This window comes from Streptococcus sp. FDAARGOS_192, assembly GCF_002073815.2.
Taxonomy (GTDB): domain Bacteria; phylum Bacillota; class Bacilli; order Lactobacillales; family Streptococcaceae; genus Streptococcus; species Streptococcus salivarius_H.
In genome coordinates this window covers 1,807,188-1,829,379 of sequence record NZ_CP020431.2, presented here as the reverse complement: position 1 = coordinate 1,829,379, position 22,192 = coordinate 1,807,188, and the positions used below count along the sequence as shown (strand labels likewise).

Here is a 22,192-nt window from a genome sequence, read left to right as displayed (position 1 = left end):
CCAGACCTATTTAATTTAAGATGATCAGCGTTTTTGAATAACGGTTATTTTTCTGATGAAATAAGCGTAGCAACAAAATATGATACTTGCCAATAGACTAATCACTAAACCTGTCTTAAGACCATAGGGAATGAAGGTTAGAACAACTTCACCTTTCCCACTAGGGACATCAACTTTCATGAACCCCTTTTGGGCTCGTTGAATCTTAACTTTTTTATGGTTTATAGTCGCTGTCCACCCCTTATCGTATGGAATGGTGAAGAATAGTGAGGCGTTCGTTTTACTACTATAATCAACGAACACTTTATTATTTGACGTCGTAACCTTACTATCACGTTCATTAATAGTATCCATAGCTATCTGATAGTTTTGAGTATCAAGGGCATAAAAACTAGGATTATCAAAGGATATTGCTTTATTGCCAGGAAAACTAAGTTTGATGGTAACCATTGATTCTGTTTCAAAGTAGCCAAGATCGAAGAAATCAAAGGTATTGTCAGTAACTTGATTCCTTGTCACACCATTTACAGTAATTGACAGAGAGTGGTTATTGTCATCGGACCAAGAAATATTAGGAACACTAACATAGAGTTGACTATGTGGTGGAGCGATGACTCGATAGGTGATTGTTACAAAATCTTTATTCGAGTTACTAACGTTTTTAGCCACGCGCTGATTCAAAGACTTAGCATCTTGATCAAAAAGTTGAGATGGAGCTCGTTTAAAATAGGTTAAGTTAAGTCCAGATAGAGCATTTAGCAAGTTAGTTTGATTGTCAAGCGTATTGACAGTGAAGTCAATATTCTTGTAAATGCCATCAGTTAAGATAGCAAGCTGGCTTGCATTATTATTTTGATAAAGCCCCATTGTTTTTTCAGAAGTTACGTGATTAAAACCATACTTATTAAGGTCAAAGTTCGATAAATTATATTTTATTCCGAAGAGACTATCAGCGATAATGGTGTTATTTTGGTAACGTAGGTTTAAATTAGTCCCTTCAGATTTGAAGCCTAACCTATCGAGTGTTGAGCTTGAAGCAGTATTTCGAATGGATGAAAACTGAGAAATACCATTATAGTTGAATTTCATACTGTCGTTACCAGTTTGAGCCTCTAACCTTTCAGTACGGTAAAAAGTCTTATTCGCTTGCTTAGTATCTGAAACTAGTTTTGTAATGGCAGACATATTTCGTAGATAGCCTTCACGAGTTGGGAATACCCACTCATTTCCCAGAGCTCCAACAACATAGTAAGTACTTAATGCAAGCTCAAAAATGCAGAATAAGAAGGTGAAACAGCGAAAAACACTCCCAGGAATTTGCTGTCTAAAATAGCTAATAAATAGAATGGCATAGGCTAGAAGAAATGCTAGGCTTAATAGCCAGGAGACTGATTCAACGAAGCTATAGTGAGATTGGAAAATCCAAGTTAGTAAGTAAGCGGTACTCAATCCTAAGAAAGATAGGAGGAGTCTTTTAAAAGAAAAGTTTTTAATTCGGTTGAGTGTTTCTCCTGCCAAAAGAACAATTAGGAGAGATAGTAGCCAAGAATAGCGATGGAGAAACATGTTGGGTGCATGCATGCCTTGCCAAAACAAATCAAGAGGCTGTAAGTAGAAGCTAGCGATAAAGAAAGCTACTAATAGGAGATAACCTATACGTAATGATAGCTTGACTTCCCTACTAATAAAGAAAAGTAGAAAAAGAATCAAAGGTAAGATTCCCACATAGATCATAGGGATTGATCCAAATTTAGTAGTATCGTAAACTCCAACGAGATTTTTCGCAAAGAAGTCAAAATAATAGGTGGACTCTGTCAACAAACTTGACGCACCTGTAAACTTTTCACCATGTGTGGTCAAGTCAAGTAGTGTAGGCAGTAACATGACAGCACTACTTAAACCAGCAAGTATAGAAACAATTCCAAAGTCTATGAAATGAAGAATCTTACTCTTCCATCCCTTGATAGTTATCAATTGTACTATGGTGTAAAGGGTTAGGAAAATAGCCATCATATAACCAAAATAGTAATTTTGGATAAAAAGGCAGGTTAGGCTAAAAAAGTATAAGCCCCGTTTATTGAATCTTAGTAAGAGATGTAAACCTAATATGATTAGAGGTGCTAGAATAAAGGCATCTAGCCAGGTATTAATTTCTAACTGACTAGTAGCGAAGCTCATCAAAGCAAATCCTGTAGAAAGACATAGGATGAAACTTCTTGACACTTTTGTAAAGAGCCGCTTAAAACTAAAAGCTCCTGATAACCCAATAAGCCCGAATTTAAGGAGTGTTATATAATAAAAAGCATCGGCCATTTGGTTGACAGTAAAGAAATAGTAAAGTGGAGACAAGAAGGAACCTAGGTAATAGCTTGTTAGAGCATAGAAATTAAGCCCTAGACCACTTGTAAATGTGTAAAAGAGGCTCCCATCTCCATGAAGTATATTCCGAAGTCCAGTTGCAAAAATCACATACTGATGAAAACCATCACTTGTTAAAATAGTCCGCTCACTAGCAGGATAGATTTTTTGGCTATACAGCACCCCTATCATGATTAGTACTGGCAAGAAAAAAGCAGCCAGATAAAATAATAAAGTCGTATGGTATTTTTTATTTGTCATAATGATACTAAGACAGGTTGGGATATCCCAACCTGCATCTTTTTATAGTTTAATCAGCCCATAGTGCTTTGACTTTAGCTTGCACTTCTTCATTTTCAAGGAACTCATCATAAGTTTCATCAATACGGTCAATAACCCCATTTTTAGAAACAACTACGATGTGGTTCGCTATTGTTTGAATAAATTCATGGTCATGACTGGCAAAGATAACAGACTCTTTGAAGTCACGGACGCCATCATTCAGACTTGAGATTGATTCCAAATCCAAGTGATTAGTAGGATCATCTAGAAGAAGGACGTTAGATTTCAAAAGCATGAGTTTAGAAAGCATGACACGTACCTTTTCTCCCCCTGAGAGAACACTAACAGATTTATTAACCTCATCCCCTGAGAAGAGCATACGCCCAAGGAATCCACGCAAGAAGGTATCGTCATCTTCACCTTTTTCGGCAAATTGACGGAGCCATTCGAGAATTGATTCACCGGATGCAAAGTCTTTAGAATTATCTTTTGGAAGGTAAGAACGGCTAGTAGTAACACCCCATTTGATTGTACCTTCGTAGTCAATATCACCGGCAAGAGCACGAATCAATGCAGTTGTTTGAATATCGTTTTGACCGATGATGGCAGTCTTATCTCCTGGTCGCAAGATGAAACTAATGTTGTCAAGAATAGTCTCACCATCCATCTTAACAGTGAGATTTTCAACTGTTAGAAGGTCATTACCGATTTCACGCTCTGCTTTGAAATTGATGAATGGGTATTTACGACTTGATGGGACGATTTCTTCTAGCTCAATTTTATCAAGCATTTTCTTACGAGAAGTCGCTTGTTTAGATTTTGAAGCGTTGGCAGAGAAACGAGCAACGAATTCTTGAAGTTCCTTAATTTTTTCTTCTGCTTTGGCATTACGGTCAGCCTGCAAGCGTGCAGCCAATTCTGAAGATTGTTTCCAGAAGTCATAGTTACCGACATAGAGTTTGATTTTACCAAAGTCAAGGTCGGCCATATGCGTACATACCTTATTCAAGAAGTGACGGTCATGGGATACGACAATGACCGTATTTTCAAAATCAATCAAGAAATCTTCAAGCCAAGAGATTGACTGGATATCAAGACCATTGGTAGGTTCGTCAAGAAGAAGTACATCAGGTTTACCAAAGAGTGCTTTTGCAAGGAGAACCTTGACCTTGTCACCATTAGCCAATTCACTCATGTTTTGATAGTGAAGGTCTTCTGGGATATTTAGATTCTGAAGCAATTGTGAGGCTTCGCTTTCAGCTTCCCAACCACCTAATTCAGCAAAGAGTCCCTCTAATTCAGCAGCACGGACACCATCTTCATCTGAAAAATCTTCTTTCATGTAGATGGCATCTTTTTCTTTCATGATATCGTAGAGGCGTTCATTACCCATGATAACAACATCGATAACGCGTTCTTCTTCATAGTCAAAGTGGTTCTGACGAAGGACAGAAAGACGTTCATCAGGACCAAGAGAGATGTGTCCTGTCGTTGGTTCGATATCACCAGCTAAAATTTTCAAAAAAGTGGATTTACCAGCACCATTAGCACCGATAAGACCATAAGTATTACCTGGCGTGAAGGCAATGTTAACATCATCAAAAAGTTTACGATCGCTAAAACGAAGCGATACATCTGATACAGTAAGCATATAATATCCTTTATTTTTATTCTTAACTACTATTTTACGAGAAATTAGACTTTATTTCAATTGATTTTACAAGGGATTGATAAAGTCATTTGGAACTCTTTGGTAATCTTTTTGGAGGCTAAATCCACGTCCCATAACTGTAGAAGCAGGAACAATGACGATAAAGGCAGTTTCATCTATTTTTTGGATTTCTTCTTGAACTTTTGGAACCTCATGAGTTGACAAGGTAGTCATAATCATATTTTGTGCATGTCCGGTATGTCCACCAAGAACTGGGATTTTTGTTGCTCCTCGATCAGCCACTCTAGTGATGTAGTTTAGGATTTGTTCACTATTTTGCGAAATGATTAGAAGATTTCGTGATGAATTGAGTCCGACCATCATTTTATCAATTGTAAGAGAAACAACTCCAAGTGAGAGAATGGAATACATAACAGTATCAGGAGGAAAGGCAATAGCACTGATTGCGACAATGATTCCATCGACAATAAGTAGTACCATTCCTAGTGGGAGTGGCGTATATTTGTTGAGAATTTGTGTGATAATTCCAGTTCCTCCAGTTGAGGAATTTCCATAGAAGACTATTCCTAGTCCTAGCCCTAATACAATCCCACCAAAAATAGCAGCCAACAAAGGTTGTTTGGTGAGTGTCGGTAAGCCCTCAGTTAATTTAATAAACATTGGGAAGACAAGAGACCCATAGAAGGTTTTTAGGAGAACTTCGCGGCCAAGAAAGAACCAACATAAAATTAACAAAGGGATGGTTGTTGCTAAGACGAAGTTAGCATTATTCCAGCCAAAAAGGGCATTTAAACTAATGGCTAGCCCTCCGACACCACCTGAAGCAATATTATTCTTAACTAAAAGTGAGTTATAGCCGACAGCAGCTATAAAAGAACCGATTGTAACTAAAAGTATGTCTATTATTCGACGTTTCATATATTATCTCCTAGATATGATATTCTTATTATCAAGTCTTTTTAAGTTTCCGTCAAGTAATGACTATTTTGGTTGAATATGAGGTTGTGTTTCACGTGAAACTGGAAACATAACCTTGACAAAAATAGATAAAACAATGTAGAATAATAGTCATCAGAAGAGTAATTCTTACCTTTTTTATAGAGAGCTGGTGGTAGCTGCAAACCAGTATGAAGGTGGAATGAATGGGCTGAAGAGAATTGACGATTAACGTGAACACATAAACGTTAGGTTTGGCACCCCTTATCGTGCAACTTCTTTGTTGAGAAGGTTTGAGATGATAGCTGCAGAAAGAGTTATCAACTGAGGTGGTACCGCGTATCAAAAGTGATTAACGCCCTCACGCATGTTTTTGCGTGGGGATTTTTTTGTATTAGAGAGGTAATTATATGACGAAACCTATTATTTTGACGGGAGACCGTCCAACAGGGAAACTTCATCTAGGACACTATGTTGGTAGTTTAAAAAATCGTGTTCTTTTACAAAACGAAGATAAATATAACATGTTTGTCTTCTTGGCTGATCAGCAAGCTCTTACGGATCACGCAAAAGAGTCAGAGATCATCAAAGAATCAATTGGGAATGTTGCTTTAGATTATCTCTCTGTAGGTTTGGATCCAGCGAAGTCAACTATTTTCATTCAAAGTCAGATTCCTGAGTTGGCTGAGTTGACTATGTATTACATGAACCTAGTTTCATTGGCACGTTTAGAGCGTAACCCAACGGTTAAGACGGAAATTGCTCAAAAAGGCTTCGGAGAATCGATTCCAACAGGATTTCTAGTTTATCCAATTTCTCAGGCAGCTGATATCACGGCCTTTAAAGCAAATTATGTTCCTGTAGGTAATGACCAAAAGCCAATGATTGAGCAGACACGTGAAATTGCACGTAGCTTCAATCATACTTATAATTGTGATATTTTGGTTGAGCCAGAGGGGATCTACCCTGAAAATGAAGCTGCAGGACGCCTTCCAGGTCTAGACGGTAATGCTAAGATGTCTAAATCCTTGGGTAATGGTATCTTCCTTTCAGATGATGAGGACACTGTTCGTAAAAAAGTCATGAGCATGTATACGGATCCAAATCATATTCGTGTGGAAGATCCAGGCCAAATTGAAGGTAATATGGTTTTCCATTATCTTGATATCTTTGGTCGCGAAGAGGATGCTACTACAATTGCTGAAATGAAAGAACATTATCAACGAGGTGGTTTAGGAGATGTGAAGACAAAACGTTATCTTCTAGAAATCTTAGAACGTGAGTTAGCTCCAATTCGTGAACGTCGTTTAGAGTATGCCAAGGATATGGGAGAAGTTTTCCGTATGCTTGAAAAAGGTAGTCAAGCAGCGCGTGAAGTTGCTGGACAAACATTGGCAGAAGTAAAAGAAGCAATGGGAATTAATTATTTCTAAGAAATAAAAAGTAGGGACTCAAGATAATCTGGAGCCCTATTTTTATTTGGAAAAAGGTTTTCTTAGAATCTTATGCGAAATCTGTTGACAAATCATTTTAGCATGATATGATATTATCAATTAAAAAATAGACTGGGGTTTCTGTACCTCCAAACTTTGAGAAAAGAGGACGATTATAATGTCAAATTGGGACACTAAATTCTTGAAAAAAGGTTACACTTTTGATGACGTATTGCTTATTCCTGCGGAAAGTCATGTTCTACCAAACAACGTCAACTTGAAGACGAAATTGGCTAAAAATTTGACATTAAATATCCCAATTATCACTGCAGCCATGGATACGGTCACAGATAGTAAGATGGCTATCTCAATTGCTCGTGCAGGTGGTTTGGGTGTCATTCACAAAAATATGTCTATTGCGGAACAAGCTGAAGAAGTTCGAAAAGTAAAACGCTCTGAAAATGGTGTCATTATTGATCCATTCTTCTTAACGCCTGAAAATAAAGTTGCTGAAGCTGAAGAGTTGATGCAACGTTACCGTATTTCAGGGGTTCCAATTGTTGAGACACTTGAAAATCGTAAATTGGTTGGTATTATCACAAACCGTGATATGCGTTTTATCTCTAATTACGATACTCCAATTTCAGAACACATGACTTCTGAAAAATTGGTCACTGCTCCAGTTGGAACAGATCTTGAAACAGCTGAAAGTATTCTTCATGAGCATCGTATTGAAAAGCTACCTCTAGTTGATGAAGAAGGTCGTTTGTCAGGACTCATTACTATTAAGGATATCGAAAAAGTTATCGAGTTTCCTAATGCAGCTAAGGATGAATTCGGTCGTCTTTTGGTAGCAGGTGCTGTAGGGGTTACTTCTGATACCTTTGAACGTGCAGAAGCTCTCTTTGAAGCAGGCGCAGATGCTATTGTCATTGATACTGCACATGGTCATTCAGCAGGTGTTCTTCGTAAAATTGCTGAAATTCGTGCCCACTTCCCAGATCGTACTTTGATTGCAGGAAATATTGCAACAGCTGAAGGTGCGCGTGCACTTTATGAAGCAGGTGTTGATGTCGTTAAAGTAGGTATCGGACCAGGTTCTATTTGTACAACACGTGTGGTTGCGGGTGTAGGTGTTCCTCAAGTCACTGCTATTTACGATGCTGCAAGTGTTGCGCGTGAATACGGAAAAACAATCATTGCTGATGGTGGTATCAAATACTCAGGTGATATTGTAAAAGCTCTTGCAGCAGGTGGTAATGCTGTAATGCTTGGTTCTATGTTTGCTGGTACTGATGAAGCACCAGGTGAAACTGAGATTTTCCAAGGTCGTAAATATAAATCATATCGTGGTATGGGATCAATTGCAGCGATGAAGAAGGGATCAAGCGATCGTTACTTCCAAGGTGCAGTTAATGAAGCGAATAAACTTGTTCCAGAAGGAATTGAAGGCCGTGTAGCTTATAAAGGTTCTGCTGCTGATATCGTATTCCAATTGATTGGCGGTATCCGTGCAGGTATGGGTTATACAGGTGCAGAAGATATCCAGGCTTTACATGACAAAGCTCAATTTGTTGAAATGTCAGGTGCAGGACTTATTGAAAGTCACCCTCACGATGTTCAAATTACCAACGAGGCGCCTAACTACTCAGCTCATTAATAAACATAAAAGTACTTATCTCAGATAAGTACTTTTTGTTTACAGAGATATTTACAATAAGTTTACAACGTATTTACGTGAGTATAGTTGTTAATAAAGGATTTATGTTGAAAGGATTTACAACTTATTGGATGATACTTGTCACATCTGTCAATTACCAAAAAAAGAAAAACAAGTCATTTAATCGACTTGTTTTTCATAAATATTACCATTCTTGACTAAGAAGGTCTTTAAATCAGGTGGTAGGTTACTCAGATGATCAAGTGAAGTTGTCGTCATGAAGGTTTGAACCTCTTCGTCAATACTTTCTAACAGTTTAAGTTGACGGTGGTTGTCAAGCTCACTCATGACATCATCGAGGAGAAGAATAGGAAATTCACCTGTTACTTTTTTTATCAGAGCAATCTCAGCCATTTTTAAAGAAAGAATGAGGCTACGTTGCTGCCCCTGACTGCCGAAAGATGCGTTCATGTCATTGATGTAAAATGTCAAATCATCCCTATGTGGACCAACACCAGTGTTCTTTTTGAAGATATCTCTTTTGTGATTTTGCTTTAACGTGGTTAAAAATGATTCGCGAATAACTTTGTTATTTTCCAGTGGGATATTAGATTCGTAGGAGATTTTAAGGCACTCTATCTGATTTGAGAGGTTACTATGATGTCTATCTGCCTCCTCCTCTAATTGCTTGATAAATTCTAGTCTATGTTCGATAACTCGTGCTCCAAAATCGGAAAGCTGTTCATCTAACACTGAGAGGAAATTAATGTCTACATTGTCAGTAGATTTGAGATAGGCATTACGTTGTTTGAGTACATGATTATAACTTGATAAGTCTGAGAGATAAACAGGCTTAATCTGTCCTAAATCAATATCTATAAATTTACGTCTCAGGCTTGGAGATCCTTTTACAAGTTGTAAATCCTCAGGAGCAAATAGCACCACAGTCATGTGACCGATATAATCGGATAATTTAGCTTGTTTGAGGTGGTTAACCTTTGTTATGCGTCCTTTATTAGATAAACTGATTTCCAGAGGTAGCTTCCCACTATGACGATGCACGATGCCGTTCAGTTTGAGAGTATTTTGTTGAAATTGAATCAGTTCTTTATCTGAACGGGTCCGATGACTACGTGTCAATGCTAGAAAATAGATGGCCTCAAGAATATTTGTTTTTCCTTGGGCATTGCGACCAAGAAAAATATTGAGATGAGGTGAGAAGCTCACAGAGGCTTCAGTATAATTTCTAAAGTGTTGAATATCAATTTTTTCGAGCCACATAGTTAGGTTCCTGGGAAACGAACGGGTTTTCGTTTAGTTTTATTGCTTTCTTTTGACGGATGTGCTTTTTGTTTCTTTTTATTATCCTGATTCATTTTTTTAACAATGGCAGCAACACGTGCTTTTTCAGCGACTTCTTTTTGATGTTCTTCAATTTCATTTGTCGTTGGAGCTACAATCGTTATTTCAATTTCCTCAGACGGAATGGTAATAACATCTCCATAACGAAGTTTTTTTCCACGACGTTGTTCATCCTCACCGTTGAATAAAACGGTATTCTTAGCCAAGAAACCTTTTATAGCTCCGCCACTATGAATGATACTTAATTCTTTTAAAAGTGCCTGCAGTGTGATGTATTCATCAAATAATTTATATTCCATAGTACCTCAACTTTCTCTTGAGATAAGATAGCATAAAAATGGTATAATTGGAAGCATAAACTTTTTAGAGGTTATCAATGAAAATTGCTGATGGTGTCTATGTACACTTCATTCCAACACAAAAATATAAAACTAATCGTATTGTTTTTCGAATGACAGGTTCTTTGAATAAACAAACAATTGCTAAACGAGCCCTAGTTTCACAAATGTTAGCTACAGCCAATCAGACGTATCCAACAGTACAGTCTTTTAAAGAGAGACTAGCTTTTCTTTATGGAACACAGTTGTCAACTAGAGTGTCAACTAAAGGATTGACACATAGTGTTGACATCGAGTTGACATATCTGAAAGATGCCTTTATCCCTACGAATGATGGATTGTTTTTGGAAGTGCTAGGATTTTTGAAAGAGTGTCTTTACAAGCCGCTGTCAAGAGTAGCTCAATACCAAAATAAAGTATTTGACATAGAAAAACAAAATTTAATGACCTACCTGGATGTTGACACAGAGAATAATTACTATTACAGTGAAGTTAAGGGAAGAGAGCTTTATTTTGTAAACGAGGGATTGAAAGTTCCCAAATATGGTCAAGTAGAACTTGTTGAAGCAGAAACCTCGTTTACAGCTTATCAAGAATTTCAAAGCATGTTGACAAGAGATCGTATTGATATCTTTATGGTTGGAGAATTTGATGATTATCAAGTACTCCAAGCTTTACATCGTTTTCCTTTGGAGGGACGTCAAGTTGATTTACAGTTTAGCTATAGTCAACGTTATGTCAATGTTGTGAGAGAAAAGATAGAACCGAGACAGAGTAGTCAATCTATTTTACAGCTAGGGTACCAATTTCAGTGTCAATATGGAGATAAAGATTACTTTGCTTTAATTGTATTCAATGCCATGTTTGGTGAATTTGCCCATTCAGCTTTATTTACAACACTTAGAGAAAAGGAAGGCTTAGCTTATTCAATTAGTAGCCAATTTGATATCTTTACAGGTTTACTGGAAGTTTACGCTGGAATTGAAAAATCTAATAGAAATCAGGCTATGCGAGGAATTAGTAGAGAATTGAATTACATTAAATTAGGACGTTTTTCAAGTTCTCTCCTGAATCAAACCAAAAAAATCATACGAATGAATGCCCTACTCTCTGAAGATCATGCCTTAACATTAGTGGAACAACGTTTTAATAAGGTGATTTTTGGCGATAAAAGTCTTTCATTGGAGAATTGGTTAGATGAGATTGAGAAGGTTACTAAAAAAGATGTTTGCCGTGTAGCGCGTCAAGTTAAGCTACAGAGTTTGTTCTTTTTAGAAGGAGTGTCTTAGAATGGCTGCTTTGAAGAAACGTTATTATCAAAAAATTGATGAAGAAGTTTATTCAGCAATTTTAGATAGTGGTATGTCTTTATCAATCATTAAGAAAAAAGGATTTGTAGAAAAAGCCGCCCTTTTGTCAACAAATTTTGGGGCGCTAGATAATCACTTCTATATTGATGGTGAGTTACAATCTTACCCTGCAGGTATTGCTCATTTTCTTGAACATAAGCTATTTGAGGATGAGCAGGGAAGGGATGTGACGTTGGATTTTGTCAAGCTTGGAGCTGATGTCAATGCTTTTACAACCTTGGAGAAGACAACATATTATTTTTCTACCCTAGATAACTTTGAGGAGTCTTTAGAGCTTTTATTAAACTTTACATCGAGCTTTACAAGTTCTGAAGATGCTGTCAACCATGAAAAAAGAATTATTGAACAAGAAATAAATATGTATCAGGATGATCCTGACTACAGAGTTTATCTAGGTTGTTTACAAAGTTTGTATCCTAATACTATATTAGGACAAGACATTGCTGGAAGCGTTGATAGCATTGAAGAAATTACTGTAAAGGACTTAAAAGATAATTTTGATTGCTTTTACAGGCCAGCAAACCGTCATCTCGTCTTAGTGGGCGATTTTGATGTTGAAAGAATTTACAACTTTGTCAACGAAAAGCAAATTAAGTTTACAGCACCTGAGAGAATAGTCGAAAAAGAAAAAAGCCCTATTGAGTCAAATATCCAAAAATTAGATAGTCTTCAAATGGAGATATTCATCTCAAAACTAGCCATTGGTTTTAAGAGTGTTCCTTTTACTGATAATCGTATGAGAGAAAACATACTGGTACAGTTATTGTTCAATTTACTGTTTGGCTGGACGTCTCCTTATTATCAAAATTGGTATGCTGAAGGAAAAATAGACGAGTCTGTGTCAATTGAATACGAGGTATCTAATCGATATTCATTTGTCATTATGACTATGGACACTGCAGAGCCTATCCGTATGTCAAGTTTAATTCGTCAAGTGATGACATCGGCAGATAAAAAACGATTGTTGACGGAAGAAGCATTGGATCTACAAAAGAAAGCCTTGTATGGTGAATTTTTACGTAGTCTAGACAATATCCAGAATTTAGGAAGCCAATATTTAGCTTATTTTGAGAATGATAAAACATACTTTGATTTTGGTCAGGAACTGATGAGCATTACTTCCAAGGAGTTGAAGGATTTTTTGAATCACTATCTCTCAAATATGGAGATTACCGATTTTGTTGTCTTCCCTAAATAAGTGATTATTTGTTATAATAGAGACACGAAAACAAAGAAGAATATTAGAAAGGAGAAAAATGAAGTTACACTCTCTAGGTGAGCAATTACGTGCAGCGCGTATAAAGAAAGAGTTAAGTTTGTATGATGTAGAAAAAATTTCTGGAGTCGAAGCCCAGTTTCTTCTGGCTATGGAAATGGATCAACTTAAAGCTTTGCCAGAGGACATTCAGCAAGAGGCGCTTGAAAAGTATGCCAATTCGGTTGGTTTAGATGGAAAACGTCTGTTTGAGGAGCAGAAACAGAATGAGCAAAAACTAAAAAAAGAGAAGAAACCAGTTGAACGTAAGGAAGATACCTTAGCTGCTAAAGCTCCCATGTCACGCTTTTTAAAGCATAAACGTGAAGAAAAAAGAAAGTCTAACTATCTACCTTTACTAATGCTTAGTGCGGTTTCGTTACTTATCATCTGCTCAGTAGGTTATATTATTATTAGACATCTTTCTAATCAACCTCAGGTGATAAAACCAAATACTATCTCTACAGTTAATCATCAGTCAACGGCTAGTAGGGCTAAATCGTCACGAAGCATTTCTGAGGTTACCGTTTCGGGGGCAAATGTTACAACGACAACTCAAGGCAATCAACTAATGGTTGATTTCTCCAATGTAAATTCTTCAGTAGTTTTAGATGTGGAGTTATCAAAAGATAGCGATGACACATGGTTTTCAGTAGATAACTCAGATACTTCAGAGAGTTACCTCCTTTCAAAAACGAAAAATTCAAAATACTCTTTAGATTTTTCTGATAAAACTAAACCAACTCAAATTATTATTGCTCAATCTTCAAAAGTAACTCTAAAGGTAAATGGGGAGTCACTTGATTTATCTCAATTAGATAAAAATACACCTAGCTACCTCACATTAAGAATCCAATAGAATCGAGAAGAAATGTTTAAAAAAGAAAATTTACCTAATTTATTGACACTTGCTAGAATTGTTTTGATTCCTATCTTTTTACTGATGACATCACTTGCGTCAAGTAATGTCATGCATATTGCTGCGGCGGTTGTCTTCGCTATTGCCAGTATTACAGATTATTTAGATGGCTATTTGGCACGAAAATGGCATGTTGTTACTAATTTCGGGAAATTTGCAGATCCATTGGCAGATAAGATGCTAGTGATGTCAGCATTTATTATGTTAGTCGGTATTAATCAAGCGCCAGCCTGGGTGGTTTCAGTTATTATCTGTCGTGAGCTTGCAGTCACAGGTCTTCGTCTTTTATTAGTGGAGAACGGTGGTACAGTTCTCGCTGCAGCTATGCCTGGTAAGATTAAGACAGTGACTCAGATGTTAGCTATCATTCTATTATTGTGTCATCTGCATTTTGTAGGAACAATTATGCTTTATATTGCTTTGTTCTTTACAATTTACTCAGGCTATGATTATTTCAAAGGTGCAGGTTTCTTATTTAAGGATACTTTCAAATAGTACGATAAATCAATGATTGAAATAAAAAATTTAAAGTTTAAATATCATCAAGATCAACCATCCTATATTCTTGATGATGTATCGTTTCACGTGAAACGTGGGGAATGGTTATCCATTGTAGGGCATAATGGTTCTGGAAAATCCACGACAGCACGTCTTATTGACGGACTATTAGTGGCAGAGTCTGGGCAGATTATTGTTGATAGTCAAGAATTAACAGAAGACAATGTCTGGGATATCCGTGATAAGATTGGTATGGTCTTTCAAAATCCAGATAATCAATTTGTTGGGGCAACTGTTGAAGATGATGTTGCTTTTGGTCTTGAAAATAAAGGTGTTCCCTATGAAGAAATGGCTTTAAGGGTTCAAGAGGCTCTGGAATTTGTGGGAATGTCAGAATTTAAGGATAGAGAGCCAGCTAGATTATCTGGAGGCCAAAAACAACGTGTGGCTATCGCAGGTATTGTAGCTATGAGACCATCTATTTTGATTTTGGATGAGGCAACTAGCATGCTTGACCCAGAAGGTCGCCAGGAATTGATTCAATCTATTAAAGCTATTCGTAAAGAATACGGAATGACTGTTTTATCAATTACTCATGATCTCGATGAGGTCGCTTTGAGTGACCGTGTTTTGGTTTTGAAAAAAGGTAAAGTGGAGTCTGTTTCAAGTCCTCGTGAACTATTTAGTAGAGGCTCAGAGTTAGTTGACTTAGGTTTAGATATCCCTTTTAGTGCATTATTAACTCAAAAGCTAAGAAATAAAGGTCTGATAGACTGCGAAGACTATCTGACAGAAAAGGAATTGGTAGAACAACTATGGGAATCTCTCTCGAAAATGTAAGTTATATCTATCAAGCGGGTACTCCTTTTGAGGGGCGTGCCCTTTTTGATATGACGACGACGATAAAAGATGGTTCATATACGGCCTTTATTGGACATACAGGAAGTGGTAAATCTACTATTATGCAGCTCTTGAATGGCCTTTATTTACCCACTAGTGGTCAGGTTCAAGTTGATGATACGATCATAACCAGTCAATCAAAGAATAAGGACATAAAACCAGTTCGTAAGAAGGTAGGTTTAGTTTTTCAATTTCCAGAAAGTCAGTTATTTGCAGAAACTGTTTTAGAAGATGTTGCCTTTGGACCTCAAAATTTCGGAGTTTCTAAGGAAGAAGCAGAACAACGTGCTATTGAAAGTCTAAAATTAGTTGGACTCCCGGAAGAGTTTCATGGACAGAATCCTTTTGATTTATCAGGGGGACAAATGCGACGTGTTGCCATCGCAGGGATTCTAGCTATGCAACCAGATATTCTAGTGCTGGATGAACCGACTGCCGGTCTAGATCCACAGGGCCGGAAGGAATTGATGTCTCTCTTTAAGGAGTTACATCTTTCTGGAATGACGATTGTTTTAGTAACTCACTTGATGGATGATGTTGCCGATTATGCGACAGCTGTGAATGTTATGGAAAAAGGGCAACTAGTGTTGTCGGGAGCTCCTAAAGATGTTTTTCAAAAGGTTACTTTTCTTAAAGAAAAGCAGTTAGGTGTTCCTAAAATCACAGAGTTTGCGTTACAGCTACAAGAAAAAGGTTATCAATTTGAAAGTCTCCCTATTACAATCGAGGAATTCGTAGAGGTGGTGTCGCATGGATAAGTTAATTATTGGACGTTATATTGTTGGGGACTCTTTTATACACCGATTAGACCCTAGAAGTAAATTATTAGCCATGCTGATTTATATTGTTATTATCTTTTGGGCTAATAATCCTTTAACTTATGCTGTAATAACTTTATTTACACTTTTCTTGGTTTTCTTGTCTAAAATAAAACTTGGTTTCTTTTTAGGTGGAATCAAACCAATGATTTGGATTATTTTATTTTCTACCCTATTTCAAGTTTTCTTCAATACAAAAGGGAGTGTGCTTTGGTCTATCGGCTTTTTAAAGATTACGGAAGTCGGTTTAAATCAAGGTTGGATGATATTCCTTAGATTTATCCTCATTATTAGTTTTTCCACCCTACTTACTCTAACGACAACACCTTTAAGTTTATCTGATGCAGTTGAATCACTTTTAAAACCTCTTACTGTTTTCAAAGTGCCAGCACATGAAATTGGTTTAATGCTATCTTTGAGTCTACGTTTTGTACCAACTTTGATGGATGATACAACTCGTATTATGAATGCTCAAAAGGCGCGTGGTGTTGACTTTGGTGAAGGAAATATTATTCAAAAAGTACGATCAATAATACCTATTTTAATTCCTTTGTTTGCATCAAGCTTTAAACGAGCAGATGCTCTGGCGATTGCTATGGAAGCACGAGGCTATCAAGGTGGTGAAGGACGAATAAAATATCGTCGACTTTCATGGAATGGTCGAGATACCTTATCAATTATTGCTATTTTATCTTTAGGATTAATGCTTTTTTATCTTAAGAGTTAATTCGTTGAGATAAATAAAAACTAGGTCTTAAGACCTAGAAGTTTTAGATGGACGCCCACGTAGGCGTTCTTTTTTCGTCTAATCCCAACCTACTTGTAATATTTTTAATATCCCTAACAAGGGGATGTTATATTTCCAAGGTATCATAGATACATGGTTATAGTTCTTCAGCTTAATCTGGATTGAAAAATCCCTATATAGAATAAGCCAGTTGATTTACCCATTAGTCATAAACAATAAAATAACTTAAAATCTTTGACTAATATGGATTGGACTATAAATAGATAAAGGAGCATCATCATGCAAAAAAAGAATACATCTAACACTAAAAAATTAGGTCTTTTTGGACTTGTTACAGTAGCGACACTTGGAGCAACAGCTTTAGCTAATGCAGAAACTTACACGGTTCAAAAAGGCGATACTCTTTCAGCTATTGCTAAGAAGAATGGTACGACCGTAGATGAAATCGTTTCAAAAAACGGTATTCAAGACGCCAATAAGATTTCTATTGGTCAAAACTTAACAATTAATGAAACAACTGAAGAGACTACAGAACCTTCAGCTACAACAGAAGCAGCTGTTGAATCAACACAATCAACAGAGTCTACACAAAGTGAAGATACTCAAGCAACCAATACAAATCTTTCTTCTTCAGAGGCAGCTGCCAAAGAAGAAATCGCTCAACGTGAGTCAAGCGGTAGCTATACAGCTCAAAATGGGCAATATTATGGACGTTACCAATTAGCATCATCATATTTGAACGGAGACTTATCTCCTGAAAATCAAGAGAAGGTAGCAGATAATTATGTCGCAAGCCGTTATGGTTCATGGACAGCAGCTCTTGCTTTCTGGAATGCTAATGGTTGGTACTAAATCATTATTACTGACTTATGAGGAAAACTAGTCAAACCTCATACAAATAAGGGAAAAATGCCAGATTTTTGGCATTTTTTTATTAAAATGATAAATCATTGTAACATTAGACATAATACAAATAATCGGCAGTAATATTACTAAGTTATGATGAATGTAACTAGAATTAACTAGGAGGGATTTATGTTTAAAAAAAGTTATAAGGGACGCCGTATCAAATTAGCAGCGAAGAAATCATTGGCGGTACCAGTGGCAATTGTAACAAGTTTTATTGTCATTTTGGCAGTATCACTGTCTACACTAATTAATAAAGGGTTGGTTAATGCATTTTCAGATTCTGTTACCCCAGCACCTTCAACAGCATCAACAACGTCAGAATCGACAGCAGATTTAGTTAAATCAACAGAAATTAGCTCAAGTAAAGAGAATAAAGCTAATAAAGAAAAGGTTGAAGAAAGTAAGCCTCAGTCAGAAACAACAGGAGAATCGGTAGAGGCAGCTGAAAAGTCTCAGTCAGATACTGCTACTACAAGCGCTGCTTCAACAAATACTGATACTACGTCGACTCAAAATACTGGAACAGCTCCTTCGGTTGCTGCAACTGGTAGCGGGTCAGTTGTTCTCTCAAATGGGAACACTGCAGGAGAAGTTGGTTCTTATGCGGCGGCACAGATGGCAGCAGCTACTGGTGTTCCTCAGTCAACTTGGGAGTCTATTATTGCGCGTGAGTCAAATGGTGATCATACTGCAGCAAATGGTTCAGGTGCATCAGGTCTTTTTCAAACAATGCCTGGATGGGGCTCTACTGCAACAGTTGAGGATCAAATTCAATCAGCCTTGAATGCCTATAATGCACAAGGTTTGTCAGCTTGGAATTACTAATATTAAATATTAATAGAAGTTGGGAGCATACTCTCAGCTTTTTAATTTGGATGTAGGAAATCTGTTTTATAGAGCTTTTGTTATTACTAGGTAGGGCATGGCCTTTTTGTTATAATAGGAATGAAAGGTATAGCAATGAAACAAATTTTTAAATTAAGAGAAAAGTTGTGGGTTTCTCTTATTATTATAGCTTTTGCTGTGTTATTGGTTACACCACAACTATTTACAAGAAAAGTCATTTTAGGTTCAGATTCCATCTTTCACTATAACAGGTTCTATGAAGCTGCTATGCAACTAAAAAATGGTAACCTTTCTTACTTTTTATCTTTATATGGATTCCAACAGTCAGGCCGCATTGTCAATGCTCTTTACGGTCCTTTTTTTGCCTATTTACAAGGAGGGCTTATTTTAATAAGTGGCACTTGGTTTCGTTATCAGATTGTGTCAAGGGTATTACTACATATACTAGCCGAGTCCTCAATGTATGCCTTGCTCAAGCAGTGTAAAGTTAAGACAACAATTTCCTTGTCACTAGGTTTACTCTATGCGACAACATTCTCTATCCAATACTGGACGATGCGACAGGGTTTCTCTAGTTGGGGAGCAGCTTTACTACCTTTTTGTTTTATTCCAGCAATTCACTATGTCTTTTATCAAAAAGTAGAACCAATTAGACTTGCCTTATCTATGGCATTGATTTTTCAGGTTCACGTACTCAGTGCTTTGATATTAGTGATGATGTATCTTCCTTTTTATCTTTACACTTTTGTAAAGTCTCCTATAGCTAAGAAAAAGGAAACCTTCGTACAAGTCCTTATAGCAGTCATTCTGTTCCTCTTACTGACTGTCAATGTCTGGTTAGTACTCCTATATTTGAGAGGGACTAATCATCTCCTAGATCCATTTATAAATAGAGAAATTGGTAAGAATGGGATAGATGGGACAGCAAGATACTGGCTATATACCCCAATTTCATTAATGGTGTTACTCATTTTACAGTTTCTTTACGCTGTTTTGAATTGGAAGAAATTTGCTAGATGGAAAAAAATACTGCATTTTATTTATTTTGTCTTTTTCTTCTTGTCGACAGGTCTTTTTCCGTGGCAGTATCTAGTAGAAAATGGAAATACATTTGCTGAACTGATCCAATTTCCATTTAGGTTCTTTGTTCCTGCTACCATTTTACTTTTAGCAATTACGGGGTTAACGGTCACGCGATTTGTAAACTGGCGAAAAAGTATTGCTGTTTTACTCTTTGCCTTTGCGGGTGTTGGTCTCATTCAGAATATGATGGATACTACCGATCGTGTAAAAACTGCGGCACAAGATGGTGAACTTATTTCCATTGTTAAACATACTTACGTTGAAGGAGATTATCAGACGATAAGTCTTACCATGAATGACAGTGACTTGTCACAGTTTTTAAATTTAGTTGTCAAACCCACACCAGATTACGTACCTATTTATGGGACAATAGGTAAGCAGAACACTTATGATCTTTATTACGAAAATATCGTTACGAATCAGAAGGCAGAAAAGCTACTCGAAGATGGTTATCTTGTATTAACTTGGCAGGCTGCTGAAGGGGAGAAACAGAATCTACCGATAGTTGTCTATAAAGATTCTATCTTGACACTAAATGGTAAAGAACTAGACAAGGATGACTATAGCTTGTCAACGATTGGTACACCGACCGTTTCATCACAAGAAGGACAGAATAAACTTGTGTTAAGTTATAAGGAGCCAGGATGGCTATTTGTAGCGTTATTGATTCCAATAATAGTCTTGGGAGTAATAGGTTTACAGTGGCTTTACACGAAAATAAGTATCAAAAAGGTTGCCTAGTGGTAACCTTTTTGCATTATTCTTTAATCATGATATAATTAAGCTTGCGTGCTTTTACGCTTCAAAATCGACCTTCAAATCGATATTTGAATAACTAGACCCTTCAAGTCTATGTTAATTTTTATTTGATGGGAGGAGTTATCTATGACTGATAATTCAAAAACACGTGTTGTTGTCGGTATGAGTGGTGGCGTTGATTCATCAGTAACATCCTTACTTTTAAAAGAGCAAGGTTATGATGTAATCGGTGTTTTCATGAAAAACTGGGATGACACAGATGAATTTGGTGTGTGTACAGCAACCGAAGATTATAAAGATGTAGCAGCAGTAGCTGATCAGATTGGTATCCCCTATTACTCTGTCAACTTTGAAAAAGAGTACTGGGATCGTGTATTTGAGTATTTCTTAGCAGAGTACCGTGCAGGCCGTACCCCTAATCCAGACGTTATGTGTAATAAGGAAATCAAGTTTAAGGCTTTCTTAGATTATGCGATGACATTGGGAGCGGATTATGTGGCTACAGGACATTACGCTCAAGTTGTTCGCGATGAAGATGGCATTTTCCATATGTTGCGTGGTGCAGATAACAATAAAGATCAAACCTACTTCCTTAGTCAACTTTCGCAAGAGCAGTTGCAGAAAACGATGTTTCCTTTAGGACATCTACAAAAACCAGAAGTTCGTGAGATTGCTGAACGTGCAGGTCTTGCAACAGCCAATAAAAAAGATTCAACAGGAATATGTTTTATTGGTGAGAAAAACTTTAAAGAGTTTCTTAGTCAATACTTACCAGCTCAAAAAGGTCGTATGATGACTGTCGATGGTCGTGATATGGGTGAACACAATGGACTCATGTATTATACCATTGGTCAACGTGGTGGTATGGGTATTGGTGGCCAAAAAGGTGGAGATAATGCTCCTTGGTTTGTAGTAGGAAAAGATCTTTCTAAAAATATTCTTTACGTGGGTCAAGGTTTCCACCATGAGTCCTTGATGTCAACTTCTCTTGACGCTTCAATGATTCACTTTACTCGAGATATGCCAGAAGAATTTGAAATGGAATGTACAGCAAAATTCCGTTATCGTCAACCTGATAGTAAAGTTACTGTAAAGGTTAAAGGTGATAAAGCAGAGGTGATTTTTGCTGAACCTCAGCGTGCTATTACACCAGGTCAAGCCGTTGTTTTCTATGATGGTCAGGAATGTTTGGGCGGCGGTATTATTGACCAAGCGTATAAAGACGGAAAAGTTTGTCAGTATATCTAACTGGAGTTAAGTAAAAACGATGAGTTCTCAATTTTTTTATGCATTTATGGCATTTTTCGCTATAATGAACCCAATTTCAAATCTTCCTGCTTACATGGCTTTAGTAGCAGATGATAGTCAAAAAATTTCACGAAAAATTGCTTTTAGGAGTCTTTTGATTGCCTTTGTTATTATAACTGTTTTTATCTTTTCAGGAGATTTCATTTTTAAAGTATTTGGAATTACAATTGTTTCTTTCAGAATTGCTGGTGGAATATTAGTGGCCGTTATCGGTTATCATATGATTAATGGTAATCATTCACCCAGCTATAAAGGAATGGAGCAGCAAGCAGTAAATTCAGATCCAATGTCTATTGCTATTTCTCCTCTTGCAATGCCACTTTTTGCGGGACCAGGTACAATTACAACTGCTTTAAGTCTGGCTAATGGAGGTTTGCAGAATCAACTGATAACCGTAGTTGCTTTTGCTCTACTATGTGTCATCACTTATCTCCTGTTAAGAAGTGCAAAACAAATTGCAGGCTTCTTGGGAGAAAATTTGATGAAAATTATCACGAAAATGATGGGACTTTTACTATTCTCAATAGGTATACAGATGATTATCGTCAGTGTGCAGACCTTGATTAAATAGTGATTTTCATTGACAAAACGATTTGATTTGATAAAATAACTTTAACAATAGTCATGATGGTCAAAGCTCATGAGAATTGTGCGTTTTTGCGTACAGTTTTCTGGAGTTTTGGCTATTTTTGTAGGAAAAAAACAAAGAAAGGATGGGCAGTTGATTGTAAATCACTG

19 protein-coding genes and 1 other annotated feature are annotated in these 22,192 nt (G+C 36.9%); of the genes, 14 read left to right on the top strand and 5 right to left on the bottom strand.

Going from position 1 to position 22,192, the window contains the following annotated elements; genetic code table 11:
- Positions 1–24 precede the first annotated feature (24 nt).
- The 3 genes from A6J31_RS09400 to A6J31_RS09390 form a co-directional block, all read right to left on the bottom strand.
- The gene (locus A6J31_RS09400; RefSeq protein WP_080611038.1) at positions 25–2,619 is read right to left on the bottom strand and encodes a YfhO family protein; all 2,595 of its coding nucleotides are present in this window, start codon (positions 2,617–2,619) and stop codon (positions 25–27) included.
- A gap of 49 nt (positions 2,620–2,668) precedes the next feature.
- On the bottom strand, positions 2,669–4,291 hold the full coding sequence (locus A6J31_RS09395; RefSeq protein WP_014635203.1) for an ABC-F family ATP-binding cassette domain-containing protein: 1,623 nt from the start codon (positions 4,289–4,291) through the stop codon (positions 2,669–2,671).
- A gap of 66 nt (positions 4,292–4,357) precedes the next feature.
- Positions 4,358–5,230 (bottom strand): YitT family protein, encoded by an 873-nt coding sequence (locus A6J31_RS09390; protein WP_013991342.1) that lies wholly within the window; start codon positions 5,228–5,230, stop codon positions 4,358–4,360.
- Between the two features lie 144 nt (positions 5,231–5,374).
- Positions 5,375–5,614 (top strand) — a binding site (T-box leader).
- Between the two features lie 44 nt (positions 5,615–5,658).
- Here A6J31_RS09390 and trpS point away from each other — a divergent pair.
- Together trpS and guaB are read left to right on the top strand one after the other, a co-directional pair.
- Positions 5,659–6,681 (top strand): tryptophan--tRNA ligase, encoded by a 1,023-nt coding sequence (gene trpS, locus A6J31_RS09385; protein ID WP_002883969.1) that lies wholly within the window; start codon positions 5,659–5,661, stop codon positions 6,679–6,681.
- Positions 6,682–6,859: 178 nt separating this feature from the next.
- Complete coding sequence (gene guaB / locus A6J31_RS09380) at positions 6,860–8,341, top strand: IMP dehydrogenase (protein WP_013991341.1); 1,482 nt, start codon at positions 6,860–6,862, stop codon at positions 8,339–8,341.
- Positions 8,342–8,521: 180 nt separating this feature from the next.
- Here the strand turns inward: guaB and recF are convergent, their stop codons facing one another.
- Positions 8,522–9,622, bottom strand: coding sequence for a DNA replication/repair protein RecF (recF, locus tag A6J31_RS09375; protein WP_048790844.1), 1,101 nt, complete (start codon positions 9,620–9,622; stop codon positions 8,522–8,524).
- Positions 9,623–9,624: 2 nt separating this feature from the next.
- Positions 9,625–10,002, bottom strand: coding sequence for a S4 domain-containing protein YaaA (gene yaaA / locus A6J31_RS09370; RefSeq protein ID WP_021144761.1), 378 nt, complete (start codon positions 10,000–10,002; stop codon positions 9,625–9,627).
- A gap of 77 nt (positions 10,003–10,079) precedes the next feature.
- Between yaaA and yfmF the strand changes: the two genes are divergently transcribed.
- The 12 genes from yfmF to A6J31_RS09310 all read left to right on the top strand — a co-directional run bounded on the left by yfmF (position 10,080) and on the right by A6J31_RS09310 (position 22,025).
- On the top strand, positions 10,080–11,330 hold the full coding sequence (gene yfmF, locus A6J31_RS09365) for an EF-P 5-aminopentanol modification-associated protein YfmF (RefSeq protein WP_021144760.1): 1,251 nt from the start codon (positions 10,080–10,082) through the stop codon (positions 11,328–11,330).
- A 1-nt stretch (position 11,331) separates the two neighbouring features.
- On the top strand, positions 11,332–12,609 hold the full coding sequence (yfmH, locus tag A6J31_RS09360; protein WP_080611036.1) for an EF-P 5-aminopentanol modification-associated protein YfmH: 1,278 nt from the start codon (positions 11,332–11,334) through the stop codon (positions 12,607–12,609).
- Positions 12,610–12,667: 58 nt separating this feature from the next.
- A complete protein-coding gene (locus A6J31_RS09355; protein WP_048790842.1) occupies positions 12,668–13,525 on the top strand; it encodes a helix-turn-helix domain-containing protein in 858 nt (285 codons plus the stop codon).
- A gap of 12 nt (positions 13,526–13,537) precedes the next feature.
- Positions 13,538–14,080, top strand: coding sequence for a CDP-diacylglycerol--glycerol-3-phosphate 3-phosphatidyltransferase (pgsA, locus tag A6J31_RS09350; RefSeq protein ID WP_021144756.1), 543 nt, complete (start codon positions 13,538–13,540; stop codon positions 14,078–14,080).
- Positions 14,081–14,092: 12 nt separating this feature from the next.
- Positions 14,093–14,923, top strand: coding sequence for an energy-coupling factor ABC transporter ATP-binding protein (locus A6J31_RS09345; protein WP_080611034.1), 831 nt, complete (start codon positions 14,093–14,095; stop codon positions 14,921–14,923).
- The gene (locus A6J31_RS09340) at positions 14,899–15,741 is read left to right on the top strand and encodes an energy-coupling factor transporter ATPase (RefSeq protein ID WP_021144754.1); all 843 of its coding nucleotides are present in this window, start codon (positions 14,899–14,901) and stop codon (positions 15,739–15,741) included. Before A6J31_RS09345 ends, A6J31_RS09340 begins: the two co-directional genes overlap by 25 nt.
- Entirely contained in the window at positions 15,734–16,528 is a 795-nt protein-coding gene (locus tag A6J31_RS09335) for an energy-coupling factor transporter transmembrane component T family protein (protein ID WP_048790840.1), read from the top strand. Before A6J31_RS09340 ends, A6J31_RS09335 begins: the two co-directional genes overlap by 8 nt.
- A gap of 300 nt (positions 16,529–16,828) precedes the next feature.
- Positions 16,829–17,401, top strand: a complete 573-nt coding sequence (locus tag A6J31_RS09330) for a LysM peptidoglycan-binding domain-containing protein (protein WP_021144752.1) — start codon at positions 16,829–16,831, stop codon at positions 17,399–17,401.
- 183 nt (positions 17,402–17,584) lie between these two features.
- The gene (locus A6J31_RS09325; protein ID WP_021144751.1) at positions 17,585–18,283 is read left to right on the top strand and encodes a transglycosylase SLT domain-containing protein; all 699 of its coding nucleotides are present in this window, start codon (positions 17,585–17,587) and stop codon (positions 18,281–18,283) included.
- A gap of 135 nt (positions 18,284–18,418) precedes the next feature.
- The gene (locus A6J31_RS09320; protein ID WP_048790839.1) at positions 18,419–20,128 is read left to right on the top strand and encodes a membrane protein; all 1,710 of its coding nucleotides are present in this window, start codon (positions 18,419–18,421) and stop codon (positions 20,126–20,128) included.
- A gap of 144 nt (positions 20,129–20,272) precedes the next feature.
- A complete protein-coding gene (gene mnmA / locus A6J31_RS09315; protein WP_080611032.1) occupies positions 20,273–21,394 on the top strand; it encodes a tRNA 2-thiouridine(34) synthase MnmA in 1,122 nt (373 codons plus the stop codon).
- A 19-nt stretch (positions 21,395–21,413) separates the two neighbouring features.
- A complete protein-coding gene (locus A6J31_RS09310) occupies positions 21,414–22,025 on the top strand; it encodes a MarC family protein (RefSeq protein WP_021144748.1) in 612 nt (203 codons plus the stop codon).
- The last annotated feature ends 167 nt before the right edge of the window (positions 22,026–22,192 follow it).